Here is a 15,921-nt window from a genome sequence, read left to right on the forward strand (position 1 = left end):
GCGCGGGCGAGGCCGCGGGCGCGCTGCGGCGGCCGCCGGCTGGATCCTCGTGGCGGGGGCCGCCGTGCTGGCCTTCCCCCTCGCCGACTACGTTCTACTGAATCCGTTCACCGGAACGCACGACTCCCCGGTCGGCAGCGCCGCCCCGGCCGCACTCGCCCTGCTCGCCGCCGGTACGGCGTTCGCGGCGGCGTTCGTCAACGCTCGCGAGGAAACCTGATCTCTACTCACTGACGGATGGAGCCCGGTCTGGCCCGTCCCCTCCCCGGTTCTGATCCTGCCTGCGCACCGAGGGTTCTGCCATCCGGCCGGTCCGTCACTCGGCGGAGCGGCCGTCGAGGGTATCGAGGGAGGTCTCCTCCGCGTCGAGCGCGACGCGCATCGCGTCGATCGCTTCGGACGAGAACGCGCCGCGCTCGTACACGTCGCGCAGGGCGTCGCGTTCAGCGACCAGCTGCACCCGGCGCAGGTGCTGGTACTGGGCCACGTGGTTGTCGGGGTCGGCGAGGTCGGCGTTCGCCCAGACCTCGAGGTGGTTCACCCAGCGGTCGCTCTCGGCCTGCACATCGGCGAGCGCCTTCGGCTCGAGCGGCGACCCCGCGGATTCGGCCTTCGTGGCCGCCGCGGCCACCGCGGTGTCGCCCGCGTCCTTCAGCAGTTTGCGGAGTTCGTACAGCTCGGTGCGCTCGCTCCCCGGGTCGTCGCCGGCCGGGCGCAGCCGGCGCACCACGGGCGGCAGCAGCAGTCCCTGCACGACCAGCGTCACGATCGCCACGGCGAACGCGATCAGCACGAGCGACTCGCGCATCGGCTGGCCCTCGGGAATGGTCTGCACGGCGGCGACGGTGACCACGCCGCGCATGCCCGACAGGCCGAGGATCACCCCGTCCCGCCACCCCAGCGCCTGGTCGCGCTCGGCGGTGAGGTCGTTGTTCTGCTGGTCGAGACGCTTGCGGAAGTTCTCGAACATCTTCGAGAACCGCGCCCGCATGGTCGGGTCGATCTCCACGGGTTCCGGCGGCGGATTCCGCTCCAGCTCGGCCAGCCGCGCCAGGATGTCGTCGCGCGCGGCCTTGTCCTTCTTCGTCACGATGCCGAACCGCGCCCGCAGGCCCCGCGTGATCGATTTCAGGGGCGACTGCCGGATGCCGAGCCGGCGCATGTTCGCGGCACGCTGCTGGAAGTCCTCCTCGGTGACTGCACTGAACCGCTCCTGCGTCTTGTCGGCCCGCGCGGCCCGCTGGCGATAGCGGCGACGGATCGTCCAGAGCAGGGGCGGCATCGCGGCGAACCGGATGCCGACCAGCAGCAGGATGACGAGCCCGGCGACCCCCAGGGTTCCCAGCAGCTGATTCTGGGCGAGCACCTCGGTGACCACCGGCCACAGCTGGAACCCCATGAACAGGAACACCGCGTTCTCCACCAGCAGCGTCACCGTGCGCCAGGTGTTCGCCTCGGCGAGACGGAACGAGGCCCGGATGCGGTACGCGCCCTGGTTGCCCACGACGATGCCGGCCACCACCACGGCCACCACCCCGGAGGCGTGCACGGTCTCACCCGCCAGGAACGCGAGGAACGGGATGACCAGCGACACCGCCGCATCCAGAACCGGATCGGTGATGCGCCGCCGGAGCGCGACGGCCGCCACCCCGAGGAGGCCCCCGATCACCGCCGCGCCGACGACGGCCCAGAGGAAGGTGAGCGCGATCATCCAGCCGTTCGGCGACTCCGCCGAGGTGGTGACGATCGCGAGCATGGTCGACAGCAGCACCAGAGCGGTGGCGTCGTTGACCAGCCCCTCGCCCTCGAGGATGGTGACGATGCGGGGCGGCAGGCCGAGGCGTTTGCCGAGGCTCGTGGCGGCGACGGCATCCGGGGGCGCCACCACGGCCCCGAGGGCGATGGCCAGCGCGATCGGCACGGTCGCCCAGAGCAGATGCACGAGTGCACCCACCAGCACCGCCGACACCACCACGAGCACGATCGCGAGAAAGCCGATCACCCGCAGGTTCCGGCGGAAGTCGACGAACGGCACCTGCCGGGCGGCCGCGTACAGCAGCGGCGGCAGGATGACGGTGAGCACGAGCGACGGTTCGACCTCGAAGTGCGGGATGCCCGGGATGGCGCCCACGATCACGCCCACGACGGTCAGTGCGAGCGGTGCGGCGACCCCGATGCGGCCCGCGAAGAACGACACGGCCCCGATCACCAAGACGACGCCCACCACCACGAGCGTGATCAGCTCTGTGCTCTCCATGCCCCAAGGGTACCGAGGGCCCGCGGCCCGGCTGGCGACATCGTGGTGGCGGGGCCCGCACCGGCTATCGGTCAGGGATGCGGTGCTCGGTGCGGCATCCGTCGGTATGCGACCGTCATTCGGCCAGTGCCGCGTCGAGCTGGGCGCGGAACCCGTCGAGGCTCTCGATGGTCATCTTCTCGCCGTCGAGGAAGAACGTCGGAGTGCTGTCCACGCCGAGTGCCACTCCTTCGTCGTAGTCCTGCAGCACGCGGGCCAGCGTCTCGGGAGCGGCGACGGCGGCGTCGTAGGCGGCCAGGTCGAGCCCGAGCTGCTCGGCGTACGTGCGGAACAGCGGTGAGCGGTCCTGCTGGCTCTCCCCCCAGGCGCCCTGGGTCTCGAACATCATCCGGTACATCTCCTCGAACTTCCCCTGCGCCGCGGCGGCCTCGACCGCGACCGCGGCGTTCCGGGAGTTGTGGTGGGCGGGAATCGGGAAGTACCGGGCCACGAACGTGATCCGGCCCTGGTACTCCGCGCGGAACTGCTCGACGTAGGGGTAGAACGCGCCGCACGCCTCGCATTCGAAGTCGAGGAACTCGACGAGGGTGACCGTGCCGTCGGATGCTTCGCCGAGCACGTGGCTGTTCTCCCGCACCACGGACGCGCCGTCGGCCGCGGCCGTGCCGCGCTCCAGGCCCTGGGTGACGCTGACGGCGAGGATGGCGACCGCCGCCACGATGACGGTGAAGACGGCGACCAGGGCGAGGATCGCGAGCCTGCCCGGTGACTTTCGTGCGGCCGCGAGCCGGGAGGCGCTCGAGCGCGCGGTTTCGGTTCGAGCGGAGGCGCTCGGGTTCTTCTGAGACATGGGGGGGGGTTCCGTTCGGGTGAGATGCGGGAATCGCCCTCGGGCGCGACGAGGCGCCGAGGCGGGGGCCGTCGGGGGAAGGGACGCCGCAGCGTCCGCCGAATCGGCCTAGGTGCGCAGAACGGAGAGCGCGAGAACGGAGGGGGCGGCGCGCTGCACGACCTGGGTCGCTGCAAGCGGCGCACCCCGAGGCGGTGCTGTGGACGGCGCCTGTGACGAGGGACGACGTCCCGTCACCGCTCGTCTGATCAGTGCGACGACACCGAGTGCGCAGAGCAGGCCGGCTGAGGCGCATCCGAGCAGTCCGGCCAGTTCGGCCGCCTCATCGCCGGATGCGGCGACCGGTGTCGTGGCGGAGGTGGCCGCGTCGGTGGTCAGGCCGGTGGCCAGGTCGGCGGCGAGCGATCCGCCCTCGTCAGGACCGTCCGCCGTCATCCCCGCGATCACGATCGTGGGTTGCCCGGCAGGTCCGACGGTGCGCTCGAGAGCGTGCATCGACGCCAGTCCGGCCAGCACGGCGAGCAGAGCGACCAGGCAGGCCAGCAGTCTGGCGTGCGGTCGAGCGCGACGAGCGGGATGCGGGTCCACGGATCGATGATACCCAGCGCGGTCTGTCCGGTTACGGGTTGCGGCAGGTGGATGCGCGGCGTCGGCGGTCGGGCGTACGCTTCGAGCGACGGCATCAGGCCGCCGGTGAGAGGAGATCAGGATGGCAATCGACGACGACGACATCACGACCGACGCAGCTGCGGGCGGCGAGGGAACCGCCGACGGCGGAGCGAACCCGGGCGGCCACGACGGCGGGGCCGACGGCTCGGCGGCGGGCGGCGAAGGCCCGGCCGACGGTGGTGCGAACCCCGACGGGCACGACGGCGGCGCCGACGGCTCGGCCGACGAGGGAGAGGGCACCGCTGACGGCGGCGCGAACCCCGGCGGCCACGACGGCGGGGCCGACGGCTCGGCGTGACGAACGGTCTCGAGCGCGGGTCGGATGACCGGCCCGCGCTCTCCCGCTGCATCTCGGTCGCTCCGGAGGAGTTCGACCGTGCGTTCTGGGGGCGGGCGCCCCTGCTGTCCCGGGCGGAGACGCTTCCGGAGGGGTTCCGCGACCTGCTCACCGAGGAGGCGGTCGACGAGCTCGTGAGCGAGCGCGGACTGCGCACCCCGTTCATCCGGATGGCCCACGAAGGGTCGGTGCTCTCCCCCGCCTCGTACACCGCGCCGGGCGGGTTCGGGGCCGAGGTGGGCGACCAGGTCAGCTCCGAGAAGGTGCTCGCCGAGTTCGCCGGCGGGGCCACGATCGTGCTGCAGGGGCTGCATCGCACCTGGCCGCCGCTGATCGACTTCACCCGGCATCTGGTCGACGACCTCGGGCACCCGATCCAGGTGAACGCGTACATCACCCCCGCGTCCTCGCGCGGTTTCGATCCGCACTACGACGTGCACGACGTGTTCGTGCTGCAGATCGCGGGCGAGAAGCACTGGCGCATCCACGCGCCGGTGCACCCGGATCCGCTCCGCGACCAGCCCTGGAGCGACCACCGCGCCGCCGTGGCCGAGGCCGCCAGGCACGAGCCCGTGATCGACGCGGTCTTCCGGCCCGGTGACGCGCTGTATCTGCCACGCGGGTGGATCCACTCGGCCGAAGCGCTCGGCGGCACCAGCGTGCACCTCACCATCGGCGTGGCCGCTTACACGCGCGCCGACGTGGTGCAGGCGCTGATCGGCTCGCTCGGCGACGTCGCCGCGCTGCGCTCGTCGTTGCCGGCCGGCCTCGACTTCTCCGACCCCGAGGCGCTGCGCCCCGTGGTCGACGAGACGCTCGCCGCGCTGCAGCAGGCCTTCGCCGCCATGGCGAGTGCCACTCCTTCGCCGAGCGCTCCGGATGCTGCGCCGGCTCCGGGTGCGGCACCTGCCTCAGCTGCGGCACCCGCTTCAGCTGCGGCACCCGCTTCAGACGCGGCACCCGCCTCAGATGCGGCCCTCACCGTCTCGAAGCGTCTCGCCTCGCGCTTCGCTTCCGCCACCCGCCCCGAGCCGGTGTCGCCCCTCGCCACCGTCGACCTCATCGCAGCGCTCGACGCAGGCTCGCGGGTGCGCTGGCGCGGCTCGCTGCATGCCGCCGTCGATCTCTTCCCCGAGGGCGAGACCGTGCGCATCCGTACCTCGTCGAAGACCGTGTCGCTGCCGGCCGAGGCCGAAGCCGCCGTGCGCCGGCTGCACGCCGGCGGTGCTCTCTCGGTCGCGGAGCTCCCGGAGCTCGACGCGGCCAGTGCACTCGTCGTCACCCGCCGCCTCCTCCGCGAGGGCATCCTGGTCCCCGCCTGATGCACCGGCACCCCCACCGCAACCCGCACCCGCACGCACACCCGCACGCCCACCTCAACCCGCACTCGTACTCTCACCTCAACCCGGTGTGCATCCAAAACGACGGAGTTCTTGCCCGACACGCCGCCGCACAGTGGCTCCGCTGCAGCGCGGTGAGTAGAAAATCCGTCGCTTTGGATGGCGGCAGGCCCGCATGAGCGACGCACGGTTGGAGTGGCGGCCGTGCAGCGACCGGTCGCGCGAGCGCGACGATCCGCTGGCCGCCACCGGAGGGCGCGGGTTGCAGTGGTTCCTGGTCGAGAACGAGGGCGCGTGGGGAACGCGCGCCTTTCTCGACCCGCCCTTCGATGTGGAGCTGGGGCGAGCCCTGGTGACCCGCATCGAGAGCGCCGGCATGCGCCCGCTCGCCATCCGCCGCACAGGCCGCCATCCGGAGCGCATCGACCGCAGCACACCGCAGCGGTGGCGCTGGGCCTTCGTCGACAGCCGGCCCGGGCACGAGACCGTGCGCTGGGGCGAGGTCGACGAGCCGCACCAGCTGCTCGACGTTCCGCTGGACGGCTCGGCGGGCGTCGCATCCGATCGGCCCGTCTTCGCCGTCTGCGCCCACGCCCGGCACGATCAGTGCTGCGCCGTTCGCGGGCGACAGGTCGTGGCGCGCCTGGCCGAGGCCTTTCCCGAGGAGACCTGGGAGTGCTCGCACCTCGGCGGCGATCGCTTCGCCGGCACGATGATCCTCTTCCCGCACGGGCTCTACTACGGGCGGGTCGACGACGACGATGCCGCCCGCATCGCCGCGAGCTACCGGGCCGGGCGCGTCGAGGAACGCTTCTACCGCGGGCGCAGCTCGCTCACGCATCCGGTGCAGGCAGCACAGCACTACGCGCGCCTCGAGTTCGGCGACGACCGCGTCGAGGCCTACGCCCCGCTCGGCGAGGAGTGGCACGACGGCGGCGACGGCCACGCCCGCTGGACGGTGACCCTGGCCGACCTGGCCGATCCGGCCGACCTGGCGGATCCGGCCGCTCCGGCCGATCCCGGCGAGACCGCCCGCCCCGCCCGCACCATCACCGTCGAGCTCGCCGAGGCCCACTCCGACCCCCTGCTCTCCACCTGCGCCGCCACCCGCCCCGGCCGCGTGCGCCAGTGGAACCTCGTCACCCTCTCCCGCTGACGCCCCCAGTCCGTGCCCGGTATCGACGGAGATATCGGCCCTTCGCGGGTAACGACGGATCGTGAGTCCGTCGTTGCCCGTTCGCTCCGTCGCTGCGACCATCACCACCGCCCCGCCCGCCGCCCGAGGCGGCCCGCCGCGATGCATCTGCGGATTCTGACCGTCACACCCCCGAAACATCGCCGAGACACCGCATCCCTAGGGTGAGCCCTGAGCGGCGTCCGTCGTAAGCGACGGTCACCCAGCGCCGCGGCGAGGGAGAAGACCCATGAGTGGAAACAAGGCCCGACTGCAGGCGATGCGCGACGTGGAGGCCTACGTGCCCCCGGCCCACAGCTTCGACGAGTCCGAAGCACCCGGATCCGTGTTCGGCACGAACGTGTTCAACCAGGCCGTGATGCAGAAGCGACTGCCGAAGTCGGTGTACAAGTCGGTGATGTCCACCATCGAGCACGGCGCCACGCTCGACCCGCTGGTGGCGGATGCCGTGGCCAGCGCCATGAAGGACTGGGCCCTGGAGAAGGGCGCCACCCACTACGCCCACGTATTCTACCCGCTGACCGGTCTCACCGCCGAGAAGCACGACAGCTTCTTCGAGCCCACGGGCGACGGATCCGCTCTCGCCGAGTTCGCCGGCAAGACCCTCGTGCAGGGCGAGCCCGACGCCTCCAGCTTTCCCAACGGCGGCCTCCGCAACACCTTCGAGGCCCGCGGCTACACCGGCTGGGACGTCACGAGCCCCGCCTACGTGCTCGAGAACCCGAACGGCAACACCCTCTGCATCCCCACCGTCTTCGTGTCGATGACCGGCGAGGCGCTCGACCACAAGACGCCGCTGCTGCGCTCGCAGCAGGCGATGGGCGAGCACGCCGAGCGCATCCTGAAGCTGTTCGGCCACACCGACACCAAGAAGGTCGTCTCGTTCTGCGGGCCCGAGCAGGAGTACTTCCTGGTCGACCGCCACTTCTTCCTCGCCCGCCCCGACCTGATGAACTCGGGTCGCACGCTCTTCGGGGCGAAGCCGCCCAAGGGCCAGGAGTTCGACGACCACTACTTCGGCGCGATCCCCGAGCGCGTGCTCGGCTTCATGATGGACACCGAGCGCGAGCTGTTCAAGCTCGGCATCCCCGCGAAGACGCGGCACAACGAAGTGGCCCCCGGTCAGTTCGAGATCGCGCCGATGTTCGAGCGCGGCAACATCGCGGCCGACCACCAGCAGCTCTTGATGACGACGTTCAAGACCATCGCCAAGAAGCACGGCATGGAGATCCTGTTCCACGAGAAGCCCTTCGCCGGGGTCAACGGATCGGGCAAGCACGTGAACTTCTCGCTTGGCAACTCCGAGCTCGGCTCGCTCCTCGTGCCGGGCGACAACCCGCACGACAACGCGCAGTTCCTAGTGTTCTGCGCGGCCGTCATCCGGGCCGTGCACAAGTACGCGGGGCTGCTGCGGGCATCCGTCGCCTCGGCCACCAACGACCACCGGCTGGGCGCCAACGAGGCTCCCCCGGCGATCATCTCGATCTTCCTCGGCGACCAGCTCGCCGACATCTTCGAGCAGATCGCGTCGGGTCCCGCCACCTCGTCGAAGGGCAAGGGGCACATGACGATCGGCGTCGACACGCTGCCCGTGCTTCCGACCGACCCGGGCGACCGCAACCGCACAAGCCCGTTCGCCTTCACCGGCAACCGCTTCGAGTTCCGCGCTCCGGGCTCGATGCAGACCGTCTCGGGCCCGATGGTCACGATCAACACGATCATGGCCGACTCCCTCGACTACGTGGCGACCGCGCTGGAGGCATCCGTCGCCGAGGGCACCGACTTCGATTCCGCGGTGCAGGCCCTCCTGACCGAGATCATCACCGAGCACGGCGCCGTGGTGTTCAACGGCGACGGGTACGCCGACGCCTGGCCGGTCGAGGCCGAGAAGCGCGGGCTGGCGAACCTGAAGACGACGCTGGATGCTCTGCCCGAGCTCATCACGCCGGCCGCCCTCGAGCTCTTCGCCAAGTACAAGGTGTTCAACGAGCGCGAGATGCACTCGCGGTACGAGATCGGGCTCGAGCAGTACGCGCTGACGATCGGTGTGGAGGCGCGGCTGACGCTCGAGATGGGCACGACGCAGATCCTGCCGGCGGCCGTGCGGCACCAGACGGAGGTGGCGACGAACATCGCCGCGCTGAAGGCGGCCGGGGTCGAGGCCGACCTGGCACCGCTGACCGAGGTGTCGGAGCCCCTCGGTGCGCTCCGCAGCGCACTGGCTTCGCTGCGTTCCGCGCTGGCCGAGGAGGTCGGCCACTCGGCCCAGGCCGAGGCGGAGCACGCGCGCGCCGCCCTGCTGCCGGCCATGTCGGCCGTGCGGGCCGCATCCGATGCCCTCGAAGAGCTCGTCTCCGACGACCTCTGGCCCCTGCCCACCTACCAGGAGATGCTCTACGTGCTCTAGCAGCAACCGCTCCCCCTGCCGCCCTTCTCTCTGAGGGGGGGCGGCGGGGGCATGGTTGTCCCGACAAGTGCTTAGGATTGGGGGCATGGATGCACCCCGCTGGCTGAGCGCCGAACAGTTGCGGGCGTGGATCCGGCTCGAGGCCGTCGTCGAGCTGCTGCCGGCCGTGCTCGACTCGCAGCTGCAGCGGGATGCGGCGCTGACGCACTTCGAGTACCTGGTGCTCGCGAAGCTCTCTGAGAGCCCGGATCGGGTGCTGCGGATGACGGCACTGGCCGCCACCACGAACTCCACGTTGCCTCGCCTCTCGCACGTCGTGAGCCGCCTCGAGGCTCGTGGCTACGTCGAGCGGCTGCCCTGCCCGGGTGATCGCCGCGCCACGAACGCGCACCTCACAGATGCCGGCTGGGAGAAGGTCGTGGCCACGGCGCCCGGCCACGTCGACACCGTGCGCTCGCACGTGATCGACCTCCTCACCGAGGAGCAGGTCACCCAGCTCGACGACATCATGGCCGCGCTGCTGCAGAAGCTCGACCCCGAGAACACCCTCCGCGTCCTCCCCTGACCTGGTGCACTTCACACCACGGGGGTGGGTGGTGGGTGTCGGGGGTGAGGGGGAAGATGGGGGCATGCCTGAGCTGCCCGAAGTGCACGCCCTCGTGAGCGATCTCGGGGCGCGGCTCGGTGGGCGCACGATCGAGCGGTTCGAGGTGGTGTCGTTCGCGGCGCTCAAGACCTTCGACCCGACGCCGTCGACGCTGGCCGGGCAGCGGATCGAGAGCGTCTCGCGTCACGGCAAGTTCCTCGACTTCACGGTGGGTGCTCCGGATGCCGCGACCGAGCGGTCGACACCGCATGCGTCGGCCGGTGGCGGCGCATCCGATGGTCAGGTGCACCTGGTGCTGCACCTCGCGCGGGCGGGGTGGATTCGTTGGCGCGAGGGTCCGCCACCGCCGCCGAGCGGGCGCCCGGGCAAGGGCCCGCTCGCCGCGCGGCTGGTGCTGGCCGACGACGGGATCGGCCCGGCCGGATCAGGCCTCGACATCACCGAGGCCGGCACCAAGAAGAGCCTCGCGCTGTATCTGGTGCGGGATGCGGCCGAGGTGCCGGGGATCGCGCAGCTGGGGCCCGATCCGCTCGACGCCGCCTTCACCGAGGAGGTGTTCGCGGGCATCCTGGCGGGCTCCGGGCGCGCGCAGATCAAGGGCGTGCTGCGCAACCAGTCGGTGATCGCGGGGATCGGCAACGCGTACTCCGACGAGATCCTGCACAGCGCGCGGATGTCGCCCTTCAAGCCCGCCGCGATGACCGCGGAGGAGACCTCCGCTCTCTACAGTGCGATGCAGTCGACCCTGCGCGGCGCGATCGAGCGCGCCGACGGACTGGCCGCCTCCGAGCTCAAGCGCGAGAAGAAGTCGGGCCTGCAGGTGCACGGCCGCACCGGGGAGCCCTGCCCCGTGTGCGGCGATACCGTGCGCCAGGTCACCTACGCCGACTCCAGTCTGCAGTACTGCCCCACCTGCCAGACCGGGGGCAAGCCTCTCGCCGACCGCGTGCTCTCCCGTCTGCTCAAGTAGCGACGGCGCGTCGCCACGGCGTGGCACACGTGTCAGCGCACGCGGCGCGCGGTGAACTGCATGCGAGGGTGCGCGTAGAACTCCTGCGACTCCACCAGGCGCAGCTCGCGCTCGCCCGAGGCGAGGGTGGCGTCGATGAGGTCGAAGATGCTCGAGGCCGTGCGCTCCAGCGCCACCGAGGCCGAGCCCGTGGCCCGGTAGTGGGCGGTGAACAGCCCGGCCGTCACGTCGCCCGATCCGTTGGCCTTGATCGGCAGCTGCGGAGTCTGCACGATCCACGCGCCGGCCGAGTCGACGGCGAGCATCTCGACGGTGTCGGGCTCGCGGTCGGGGCGCTCGACGCTGGTCACCAGCACGGTCGAGGGGCCCATCGCGCGGGCCAGGTCGACGGATGCGAGGGTCGAGTCGAGATCACCCGGCTCGGTCTCCGTGAGGAAGCCGAGCTCGAACTGGTTCGGCGTGATGATGTCGGCCACCGGAACCACCCGCTCACGCAGCAGCACGGGGATCTCCGGCGCCACGAAGCAGCCCGACTTCGCGTTGCCCATCACGGGGTCGCACGAGTAGATGGCCGAGGGGTTCGCCGCCTTCACACGCTGCACGGCGTCGATGATGACGTCGCCGATGCCTGCGCCGCCCTGGTAGCCCGAGAGCACGACGTCGATCTGGGGGAACACGCCCCGCTCCTCGATACCGGTGATGACCTCGCGCACGTCGTCGGGCGAGATCAGCGGCCCGCGCCACGACCCGTACCCCGTGTGGTTGGAGAAGTTGACCGTGTACACCGGCAGCACCTCCACCCCGATGCGCTGGAGGGGGAAAACGGCTGCCGAGTTGCCGACGTGGCCGTACGCCACCGCCGACTGGATCGAGAGGATCTTCATCCCTTTACTCTCGCAGACCGCGAGCCCTCCCGTGTCATCCGACGCGAGACGTGGAGCAACATCACGACACGAACACGCCCCCGTCGCTGCGCGGATCCGCCCCCGCCGAGAGAAGGCCCGACGGGTCGAGCCGCGCGATCATCGCGTGCCCGGCATCCGAGTCGAGGTGCGTTCCCTCGACCAGCCGCAGGCTGCCGCGCTCCAGCTGCTCGCGCACGAGCGGCGGCAGTGTCGGCTCCACCACGATGTAGTCGTTGGAGGTGCCCTTGTCCAGACCACCCACGATGAAGCGCGGCGCCGTCACCGCCTCGTGCGGCGAGGCGCCCTCGAGCACCCGCAGCAGCAGCTGCGCGTGGATCTGCGACTGCGCCTTGCCCCCCATGGTGCCGTGCGCCGCCACCTGCCCCGCGGCCGTCTCGACGAGCACCGGCATCAGCGTGTGCGCGGGCCGCTTGCCCGCGGCGACCCGGTTCGGCGCCCCCTCCTGCAGGGTGAAGAACGCCGCCCGGTTGTGCAGCACGAGTCCGGTCGAGGGCTCCAGCAGGAGAGAACCGAAAGAGTGGAAGACCGACTGGATGAGGGAGACCGCGGTTCCGTCTGCGGCGACGGCCGTCACGGCGATCGTGTCGCCGCCGGGCCGCGGGGTGACCACCGATTCGGCACGGGCCCCGGTGCGCGCTCCAGCGAGCGCCGCGGATGCGGCATCGGCGAGCGCCGGCGGCGACAGCACGCCGGCCACGTCGACCGGCACCACGAGCGGGTCGGCCAGTTCCGAGTCGCGCAGCACGTCGCCGCTGTGGAACAGCTCGGCGAGCACGGCCGCGTCGACCACCGACGGCGACGGACGCGATGAGGGCGCCGAAGGCGCTCCGGCCACCGGCGGGTGCGACGGATCGGCGCCGGCGATCACCTCCAACGCTCCTAGCGTGCGCAGCATCGTGTACCCCTGCGAGTTCGGGGCGGCGGTCGAGACCCGCAGCCCGGCGAATTCCGCGGTGAGCGGCCGCTCGAGCCGCGGCTCGTGCGCCGCCAGGTCGCCGGCGGTCACGGGCACCCCGAGCTCCGCGAACCCCGCGGCCAGCCGACCGGAGACGGCACCGGTGTAGAACGACGGCAGCCCGTCGGCGGCCAGCGACTCGAGTGTGGCGGCCAGGGCCGGCTGCCGGATGACGGTGCCGGCCGCGGCGGGAACCCCGTCGGCGAAGAACACCGCCCGCATCCCCGGATCGGCGAACAGCGCCTCCCGGTCGTCGAGGATCGCGCCGGCCAGCCCCGGGCTCACCACCATCCCATCCCGCGCCAGGGCGATCGCCGGGGCGAGCACGCGTGCCGCCGGCAGCGAGCCCCAGCGCTCCAGCAGCGTCGCCCACCCCGAGGGCGTTCCCGGCACTGACACGGTCAGCGGCCCCGACACGGGCATCGTGGCCACACCCGCGAACAGCTCGTCGACGGATGCCCCCGACCCGTACGCCCCCGAGGCGTTCACGCAGGTCTGGGTGCCGTCGGCCGAACGCACGAGTGCGATCAGGTCGCCGCCCACACTGCACATGTGCGGGTACACGACGGTGAGCACCGCGGCGGCGCACACGGCGGCATCGACCGCGTTGCCGCCCTCGGCGACGACCGCCCGGGCGGCCCGTACGGCGTCGAGGTGAGGCGCGGCGAGAGCGACCGCAGGGCCGGAGGGGGCCGCATGGCCGGAAGCGCCGGACGGCGCACGGAAGGACGGTGTCATGGTGAGGCATTCCCAGGTTCGAGAGGAGGTGAGCAGAAGAACGGACGCGCCCGGCGCATCCGGAACGACGGGATGCACGAGCGGGGCGGGAGGATCAGGGCGACGGGGACGATCGGCCGAAGTACGCCGCGTGCAGGCTCTCGTCGTCGGCCATGGCGGAGGCACTCCCTCCGCCGCTCAGCGTCGCGGTCTCCATCAGGTACCCGCGATGCGCGATCGACAGCGCCATGCGCGCGTTCTGCTCCACCAGCAGCACGCTCGTGCCCTGCGCGTTCACGTCGGCGATGAGCTCGAACATCTGCTTCACGATCAGCGGTGCGAGCCCCATCGAGGGCTCGTCGAGCATCAGCAGTTTCGGCCGCCGCACGAGCGCCCGCGAGATGGCGAGCATCTGCTGCTCGCCGCCGGAGAGGGTGGCGGCCACCTGGTGCGCGCGCTCCGCCAGCACGGGGAAGAGCGTGTGGATGCGCTCGATCTCGTCCTTCAGGCGCCGCTTGCTCGCCCAGGTGGCGATCTGCAGGTTCTCCTGCACCGTCATCCGGCCGAAGATGTGCCGGCCCTCGGGCACGAGGCTGAGTCCCGAGCGCACCCGCGACTCGGCGGAGGCGCCCGTGATGGTGCGGCCGGCGAACGAGACCGATCCGGCCGAGGCCTTGGTCAGCCCCGACACCGCGCGCAGCAGGCTCGATTTGCCGGCCCCGTTGGCGCCCACGATCACCACCAGCTCGGCGTCGTCGACGTGCAGCGAGGCGTCGTTCAGCGCGCGCACCGCGCCGTACTTCACGGAGAGTCCGTCCACACTCAGCAGGCTCATGCGTCGCTCCCCAGGTAGGCCTCGAGCACGGCGGGCTCGCGCCGCACCTCGTCGGGGGTTCCGGATGCGATGACCTCGCCGTGATCGAGCACCACGATCCGGTCGGAGACGCTCATCAGCAGGTCCATGTCGTGCTCGATCAGCACGATGTCGGTGCCGGCGTCGCGGATCGCGGTGATCAGCGACGCGAGTTCGCGGGTCTCGCTCTCGTTCATGCCGGCGGCCGGTTCGTCCAGCAGCAGGATGCTCGGGCGGGTCATCAGGGCCCGGGCGATCTCGACGCGGCGCTGGGCGTCGTAGCTGAGCGAGGAGGCGCGGTCGTTGCGCCGCTCCCCCACCCCCGCGAACTCCAGCAGGATGCCGGCCTCGGCGAGCGCCGCCGACTCGTCGTGGCGGTGCCGCGGAAGCCGCAGCGCGAACGCCGGAACCCAGCCGCGCAGCCGCTCGTGCGCGCCGACCAGCATGTTCTCGAGCACGGTCATGTCCCAGAACAGCCGCACGGTCTGGAAGGTGCGGGCGATGCCGCGCACGCTCACCCGGTCGCTCTCGAGGCCGTCGATCCGCTCGCCGCGGAACGTGATGGTGCCGCGCGAGGGCTTCGTGACGCCCGAGAGCACATTCAGCAGTGTCGACTTGCCGGCGCCGTTCGGGCCCATCAGGCCCAGGATCTCGCCCCGCCGCACCTCGAAGCTCACCGAGCCGAGCGCGGTGAGGCCACCGAAGGTGCGCCCGACACCGTCGACGACGAGCACGGGCGTGCCGGGAGCTACCGAATCAGCAGCCGGCGTGATCACGTTCTCGACCGGAGGCATGATCACTCCTTCTGGCTTCGTTTCGGCCGGCGTCGAGCCGCGCGTCAGCTTCAGCCGCCGCGACACGATGCCGCCGGGTCGCAGGATCATCAGCACGATCACGATCAGCGCCAGGAACCCGGTGCGGAACTCCGGATGCTCCTGCACGATCGTCCAGTCGCGGGCGATCGCCTGGAAGAAGATCCAGAGCGTCGCGCCCACCACCGGGCCCCAGTAGGTGCCCGCGCCACCCAGGATGACGAGCGAGAGCACGATGAAGTTGTCTTCGAGCGTGAAGCTGTCGGGGTTGATGAACTGCTGCATGTGCGCGAAGAACACCCCGGTCACGCCTGCGATCGAGGCGCCGCACACGTAGGCGAGCAGCTTGTAGCGGCGCGTGCGGATGCCCATCGAGGAGGCCACCAGCTCGTCTTCGCGGATGGCGACCCAGGCGCGGCCGACCGGCGAGGCGACGACGCCGGCGAGCGCCACCAGGATGACCACCACCATCGCGAGCACCACGTAGTAGTTCGCGGCGGGGCTGACGAGCTCGACCGAGCCCACCCCGAACGGCGGGATGTTGCGGATGCCCACCGAGCCCCCGGTGAGGTCGATCCAGTTGATCGACACGATCCGCACGATCTCGCCGAACGCCAGCGTCATGATGGCGAGGTAGTCGCCGCGGGCCCGAAGCGTCGGATAGCCGATGATCGCCCCGGCGATCCCCGCCAGCAGCAGCGCTGCCACGAGACTCACCGGGAACAGCCACCAGAGCGAATCCGGGTCGAAGCCCAGCTGATCGACGAACAGCCGCACCGTGAGGATCGCCGTCGTGTAGGCGCCCACGATGAAGAAGGCGATGAAGCCGAGGTCGAGCAGCCCCGTGAGGCCCACCAAGATGTTCAGGCCCGAGGCGAGCGCGATGTAGATCAGCGCGAGGGCCGCCACCCGCACCCAGCGGTCGCCGGGAAGCAGCACCGGGGCGAGCAGGGCGACGATCGCGAGCACGGCGGGCGGGATGAGCCGCAGCAGTCGCGAGGAGGTCGCGGAAGTCGACGTCGTCAT

Annotated in this window: 14 protein-coding genes; 7 read left to right on the forward strand and 7 right to left on the reverse strand. The window is 71.2% G+C overall.

The features are described 5' to 3' along the window. On the forward strand, positions 1–220 hold a 220-nt coding region (locus tag Q0D75_RS09550; protein ID WP_291052375.1), incomplete at its 5' end, for a hypothetical protein. Positions 221–316: 96 nt separating this feature from the next. Here the strand turns inward: Q0D75_RS09550 and Q0D75_RS09555 are convergent. From Q0D75_RS09555 to Q0D75_RS09565, 3 genes are all read right to left on the reverse strand, one after another. Then, on the reverse strand, positions 317–2,257 hold the full coding sequence (locus tag Q0D75_RS09555) for a sodium:proton antiporter (protein ID WP_291052378.1): 1,941 nt from the start codon (positions 2,255–2,257) through the stop codon (positions 317–319). A gap of 115 nt (positions 2,258–2,372) precedes the next feature. Then, a complete protein-coding gene (locus Q0D75_RS09560) occupies positions 2,373–3,107 on the reverse strand; it encodes a thioredoxin domain-containing protein (RefSeq protein WP_291052381.1) in 735 nt (244 codons plus the stop codon). Between the two features lie 108 nt (positions 3,108–3,215). Beyond that, complete coding sequence (locus Q0D75_RS09565) at positions 3,216–3,695, reverse strand: DUF6153 family protein (RefSeq protein ID WP_291052383.1); 480 nt, start codon at positions 3,693–3,695, stop codon at positions 3,216–3,218. Positions 3,696–3,816: 121 nt separating this feature from the next. Between Q0D75_RS09565 and Q0D75_RS09570 the strand changes: the two genes are divergently transcribed. The 6 genes from Q0D75_RS09570 (at position 3,817) to Q0D75_RS09595 (ending at position 10,632) form a co-directional block, all read left to right on the forward strand. Next, positions 3,817–4,074 (forward strand): BatC protein, encoded by a 258-nt coding sequence (locus Q0D75_RS09570; RefSeq protein WP_066043706.1) that lies wholly within the window; start codon positions 3,817–3,819, stop codon positions 4,072–4,074. Then, positions 4,071–5,435: a cupin domain-containing protein gene (locus Q0D75_RS09575; RefSeq protein WP_291052389.1), complete on the forward strand. Its 1,365-nt coding sequence runs from the start codon at positions 4,071–4,073 to the stop codon at positions 5,433–5,435. Before Q0D75_RS09570 ends, Q0D75_RS09575 begins: the two co-directional genes overlap by 4 nt. 193 nt (positions 5,436–5,628) lie before the next feature. Then, on the forward strand, positions 5,629–6,609 hold the full coding sequence (locus tag Q0D75_RS09580) for a sucrase ferredoxin (RefSeq protein WP_291052392.1): 981 nt from the start codon (positions 5,629–5,631) through the stop codon (positions 6,607–6,609). A gap of 268 nt (positions 6,610–6,877) precedes the next feature. Further along, on the forward strand, positions 6,878–9,055 hold the full coding sequence (locus Q0D75_RS09585) for a glutamine synthetase III (protein WP_291052394.1): 2,178 nt from the start codon (positions 6,878–6,880) through the stop codon (positions 9,053–9,055). A gap of 85 nt (positions 9,056–9,140) precedes the next feature. Further along, positions 9,141–9,620, forward strand: coding sequence for a MarR family transcriptional regulator (locus Q0D75_RS09590; protein WP_291052397.1), 480 nt, complete (start codon positions 9,141–9,143; stop codon positions 9,618–9,620). A gap of 64 nt (positions 9,621–9,684) precedes the next feature. Further along, positions 9,685–10,632: a DNA-formamidopyrimidine glycosylase family protein gene (locus tag Q0D75_RS09595; RefSeq protein WP_291052400.1), complete on the forward strand. Its 948-nt coding sequence runs from the start codon at positions 9,685–9,687 to the stop codon at positions 10,630–10,632. A gap of 32 nt (positions 10,633–10,664) precedes the next feature. On the opposite strand, the gene pdxY is transcribed toward Q0D75_RS09595, so the two are convergent. From pdxY to Q0D75_RS09615, 4 genes are all read right to left on the reverse strand, one after another. Continuing rightward, positions 10,665–11,516 carry a pyridoxal kinase PdxY gene (pdxY, locus tag Q0D75_RS09600; protein ID WP_291052402.1) on the reverse strand — a complete coding sequence of 284 codons (852 nt, stop codon included), beginning with the start codon at positions 11,514–11,516 and terminating at the stop codon, positions 10,665–10,667. A gap of 61 nt (positions 11,517–11,577) precedes the next feature. Continuing rightward, on the reverse strand, positions 11,578–13,251 hold the full coding sequence (locus Q0D75_RS09605) for a gamma-glutamyltransferase (protein ID WP_291052405.1): 1,674 nt from the start codon (positions 13,249–13,251) through the stop codon (positions 11,578–11,580). 94 nt (positions 13,252–13,345) lie between these two features. After that, the gene (locus Q0D75_RS09610; RefSeq protein ID WP_291052407.1) at positions 13,346–14,065 is read right to left on the reverse strand and encodes an ABC transporter ATP-binding protein; all 720 of its coding nucleotides are present in this window, start codon (positions 14,063–14,065) and stop codon (positions 13,346–13,348) included. Beyond that, complete coding sequence (locus Q0D75_RS09615; protein ID WP_291052411.1) at positions 14,062–15,921, reverse strand: branched-chain amino acid ABC transporter ATP-binding protein/permease; 1,860 nt, start codon at positions 15,919–15,921, stop codon at positions 14,062–14,064. Before Q0D75_RS09615 ends, Q0D75_RS09610 begins: the two co-directional genes overlap by 4 nt.

The organism is Herbiconiux sp. (assembly GCF_023264855.1).
In the GTDB taxonomy this organism is placed as follows: Bacteria; Actinomycetota; Actinomycetes; order Actinomycetales; family Microbacteriaceae; genus Herbiconiux.